The sequence below is a fragment of the Rhodococcus sp. MT28 genome (assembly GCF_058792695.1).
The window spans coordinates 1-4,660 of record NZ_JBXAFD010000042.1; the positions used below are offsets into that span (position 1 = coordinate 1).

At 58.7% G+C, this 4,660-nt stretch carries 4 protein-coding genes; 1 reads left to right on the forward strand and 3 read right to left on the reverse strand.

What is annotated here, in order from left to right; genetic code table 11:
- Positions 1-588: HNH endonuclease family protein (locus AC1Q6C_RS33185; protein ID WP_492667110.1), on the forward strand; the 588-nt coding region annotated here is incomplete at its 5' end.
- Between the two features lie 43 nt (positions 589-631).
- Here AC1Q6C_RS33185 and AC1Q6C_RS33190 read toward each other — a convergent pair.
- Genes AC1Q6C_RS33190 through AC1Q6C_RS33200 form a run of 3 tightly spaced genes read right to left on the reverse strand, consistent with a single transcriptional unit; the run spans position 632 to position 4,538 of the window.
- Positions 632-1,231, reverse strand: coding sequence for a DUF6262 family protein (locus AC1Q6C_RS33190; protein ID WP_047269065.1), 600 nt, complete (start codon positions 1,229-1,231; stop codon positions 632-634).
- Positions 1,228-3,435, reverse strand: coding sequence for a tyrosine-type recombinase/integrase (locus tag AC1Q6C_RS33195; protein WP_058037609.1), 2,208 nt, complete (start codon positions 3,433-3,435; stop codon positions 1,228-1,230). The genes AC1Q6C_RS33190 and AC1Q6C_RS33195 overlap by 4 nt, the downstream gene beginning before the upstream one ends.
- The gene (locus AC1Q6C_RS33200) at positions 3,432-4,538 is read right to left on the reverse strand and encodes a tyrosine-type recombinase/integrase (RefSeq protein WP_047269064.1); all 1,107 of its coding nucleotides are present in this window, start codon (positions 4,536-4,538) and stop codon (positions 3,432-3,434) included. Before AC1Q6C_RS33200 ends, AC1Q6C_RS33195 begins: the two co-directional genes overlap by 4 nt.
- Positions 4,539-4,660: the final 122 nt, after the last annotated feature.

Below are 4,660 nucleotides of genomic sequence, written 5' to 3' on the forward strand. Positions count from 1 at the left end.
GGTCAGCACGATGTTGATGTGGCTTCTTCCGTTGCGCTGTTGGAGACGCTTCCGGTGAAGGGGCGTGCTCCGAAAACTGGTTACAGCAGAGATCAGTTCGGTCAGGCATGGTCTGATGATGTCGATGTGGAGTTCGGGCATGACGGGTGCGATACGCGCAATAATCTGTTGGCTTCGCGGCTGACTGACGTGGTCTTCAAAGAAGGAAAGAAGCAATGTGTTGTTCTCTCTGGCACGTTGGCTGATCCTTACACTGGAAAGACGATCAATTTTGTTCGGGGACAGGATACTTCGACTGCAGTTCAGATTGACCATGTGGTCGCGTTGAGCGATTCGTGGCAGAAGGGTGCGCAACAATTGAGTCTTCAGGAGCGCACGAATCTGGCGAACGATCCCCGAAATCTGATCCCGGTGGATGGACCGACGAACGCGAAGAAGTCTGATTCCGATGCCGCATCCTGGCTTCCCCCGAACAAGGCGTACCGATGCACCTACGTCTCGAAGCAGATCACGGTGAAGTCGGTCTACCGCCTGTGGGTGACTCAAGCAGAGAAGGATGCGATGTCTGCCGTATTGTCCGCGTGTTGATTCACAGTTCCGCGTAGATTCCGATGCTTGCTGGGGTGTGTTCTTATGTGCCGATTGCTTCGATTCGTCGTGCTGGAGAAACGCTTTGAACCATCCTTTTGAGTGAGGCGCGGGCGGCGGTGAGCTCGTCCTGGAGTTCTTCGGTTCGTGTTGTCATGGTGTCGGCGCGTCTGCGTTCGGAGTCGAGGTCCGAGCGCAGCTCGGCTGCTATCTGTTCGAGCTCGTGGATACGGGCGAGCAGTGTGTCGTGCGGCAGGTGTTCGAGTTGGTTGCCGAGTAGTAGTTGCACTTTGGTCTCGAGCTTGGTTCGGTCCGTTCGTAGCGCCCGAACTTCCTCACGCGCCATCAACAGTTCGGCGTGAAGACTGTCCGCCGTAGCGGACGTGCGTCCGGCGCTGCTTCTGGTGGCGGTGTGGGAGTGCTCTTCTGTGGCGCGTTCGACGGCGGTTCGAATTGCTGCGGTGTTGTAGATGAACCATGGAGAAACGCCTGCGCGACGCGCTATTTCGCTGATGTTGATGCGTTCGCCAGCGGATGAGAGGTCGGCGATGACTGTCAGCGTTCTGCGTTGTTTGTCAGCGCTGTCACGTCGACGGGAGGCGATGAGCCGTTGGGTTCGTATGTCACGGTCATCGGCAGTCATCGTTGTTCGTCCTCGTTCGTGTGGGTGGTTACGGACTCGAGCGGTATGAAGGCAGCTGCGGTCCTCGCTTTCCTCAGTTCGCGGGAGGCGTTGTCGATGACCGCGCGTTGGTCTGCGGGCAGGTCGGCAAGCATTGCGTCCATCGACGAGATGACGTCCGTGAACGCGTGAATTTGGGCGTCGAAGTTGGTGATCACCCACGACGCGGAGTCGGTGGCGATTGCAGTTTCTTTGTCTGTGCGCAGCTCTGCGAGATGCTGCTCGATTGCGGGCCGGTAGGACGGGTCCGGTCGGTAGAAGGAGCATCCTGCGCACTGGAATCGGATCGGGCAGTGTTGGCCGCCGGCTTTGATGTTCGAGGGTTCGGTGCAGTTTCCGAAGGGCACGGCCACCGACTGTCGCTCGTACTCCGTTACCGACGTGAATCCCGCCGGTCGTCCGTGCCTGTCGATCGCGAACTTCGAAATCTCCTCGGTGGCTTGGCGTTTACGTTTGAGTGTGACGGAGAAATATCCCATGGTCGTGTCGACGCTGCGGTGATCCATCAATTCGCGTAGGACGTCCACCGGTGTGCCGTTGTCAGCGTGCCGCTGAGCGTAGGAGTGCCGCAATCCGTAAGGAGTGATCATTGATCTGTCGTAGAGAGCTGGGTTTCCGTCATCGTCGAGTCTTTCGTCGACAAGTTCCGGGATTGCATCGATCCAGATGGCGAAGGCCCGGGACCCGAACTGCGCACCGCTCAAGTGCCCGCGGCGAATGTTGTTGCGGGTTCCCGGCGTGGGAAAGAGCCAGTCGCACAGTGTGTCCGGAACAGACAGCGATTGAAGGTGGTCGAGCCATTGGTCGATCACGGTTGCCGTTGCAGTGCTGATCGGCAATCTACGCCCCATTCTGCGACGTTTACGGTTGTCGTAGACGAGTGTGGGCTTGCCGTCGACCCAGTCCAGGCATGAGCGTTTGAGCCCGACGATCTCACTCGGGCGTCGACCGGTGTCCCGGATGATCTGGTAGACCGTCTGATACATCATGGCGTAGTCGTCAGGGTTCCAGCCCGGCGCGGAGTACGTGGAGTGCCTACCCAGCAGCTCGAGGTGTTGATCGAGTTGTGCGATGACATGTTCGGGGATCGTGCGTCCGAAGTCGTCCTCGCTGGTCTCGACCTGGGCAATTGTGTGCGAACGCAGATCGAGTGCGAAGGAGCCGGGGATGTCATCCATTGCGCCCGTGCGGCGTGAGAACTCGAGAAGTCGGCGCCACCACCCGAGCAATGATCGTCGATGGGTGAAGGAATGGGGCTTGCCCTCTCGATCGGCGCTGGTGCGGAAACCCTCGACGACAGCGCTCATGTCACCGTGGTCGAGTAGTTCGGGGTGATCGCCGTTCGTGCGCAGCGAGAGTTGCCGTGAAGCGATTTCGGCGGCATGAACGGTGTGCCGCAGTGTCGTCACGGGTGGGCGTACCTCGCGGCCGAATTGTTTGGTGATCTCTCGAAGCCATCGCTGTCTGATCTCTCGGAAGTCCACAACGCCACCGGCCGCACTGTATCGCCGGTCCGGAGCAGCTTGCAGGCCCACGACGGCAGGTTTCCACACGTCGGCCATGGTGGGATCAGTACCGGAGTACACGACGTGCGCCCGCTGCAGATGTGTGACCAACGACCGGAACACACCACCGGCTGCAGCTCCGAGTGCCTTCTCGAACTGGCGATTTCCGGCGACATCGAGCAGTGAGCGACAATCCGGTGGGAGGTGGGAAACTATGCTGCGGATCCGCATCGGAACCAAGATGATCTGATCACGGTCACGCTGCTGCACTCCGTAAATAATCTCCGCCGCAACAGTGCCGTTCACCTCACTGAGTTCGAAATCGACTTTCGAAAAGGCTTTTTCGTCTCTTCGTGGAACCGAATCGGGGTCGAATGTCCGGTCGAAGAATGAAGGTGAGGTCCCGTTGAGCTTGCGGTGGCGTTCGCACCGCCTGCAACGGCGGTCGAAGATTTCCACGACCGTCATGCATCGGTCGACTCGGCACAGATAGACCGCTGTCATTTCGTTGTCGACGTCTCCGGTGAATACCTGTCGGCGTGAATCCCATTCCGCGACTCGCCATTGCGGGTCGATTCGTTCGATCAACCACGCTTTCCAGGTCTGTTCGTTTCCAGTCGAGAGGGCTCTTGACTCGACGGGTAGAGCGGTGATGCTCATATGCCCACTCTTTCCACTGCCGCCCTCAGGTCCTCCGCGTCGGGGTGTTGATAGATCGCGGTCGATGCTCGGCTCACATGACCGAGCAACGACTGAACCACGTCGATACCGGTGCCGTTGCGCGTCCAGATTGTGGCTGCCGTATGCCGGAACATGTGGGGCCGCAATCGGAAACCGGCACGGTTGCCGATCCTTTCCACAATCTGTTTTGCGTTCGAATACGACATCGGCGAACCGGCGTGATGCCCGAGAAGGTTGACGAACACGAAGTCCGAGGTCATTGCGGTGGGCACGCTGTCTCGTTCGAGAAGGTACTCGCGATACTGAGTGACCACCTCGTCGCTGACCGGTACGACTCGGGATTGTCCTTTAGCGCGGGCACCGTTCGAATTGCCTTCACGCCGAACAACATGAACATGAGGTCCACGTTCCTGGCATCCCAGATGAACCGAGGTCGGAAGGAAATGCAGGTCGCTACGGCGCGAACCCAATGCCTCTCCGATTCGGAGTCCGGAACGAACCAGCAACAGCACCAGAAAACGGTCTCGTTCGGTGTTCGCGGAGTTCAGAGCATGCGAAAACTGTTCTTCAGTAATAATTTCCGGAGGCTTTACGACTTCCGGCGCTTTGAGGGTTCTGGCACGAATCAGCCGATGCTGACCGGATTCACCTTCGTGGAAATCGCGGGGTGCGTAGGCCAGGTACTTGGGCTGGGACAGCCCAGAAACAACATCTGCGGAGACCAATCCACGCATTCCGCAGAACCTGAGGAATTCGACGACAGCGGTCATCACTGCGTTGACCGATCTGCCGGAGCGCAGCCGGTAGTGGACGGTTGGGGTGTGTTCGACGGCGAATTTGAAACGAGTGAGTTCACCTACACGAATCTCGTGCCAATCCAGTCCGCGACCGGCAGTCCAGTTCAAGAACCAACAGACCCGAGGAACGTATGCGCGGATTGTTTGAGGTGACCTTCCGGCGCCTTGCATGAACAGCACCCACTCGGAAGCCTCCGCGACCGGGCGCATGGATTCTTCGTCCACGATCACCCAACCCGACTGCCCCGTCGTCGGTGAAATGACCTTCTCTACAGCACACGACATCGCCACTCCTATGGCTGTCCCACCTGTGGCATAGACGCTATTAGATAACCATGAGGGACAGGGCGACCGACACGCCGTGCCTACCGTGCCTTCATCCTGATGCGGCGCTAGAGATAACACGC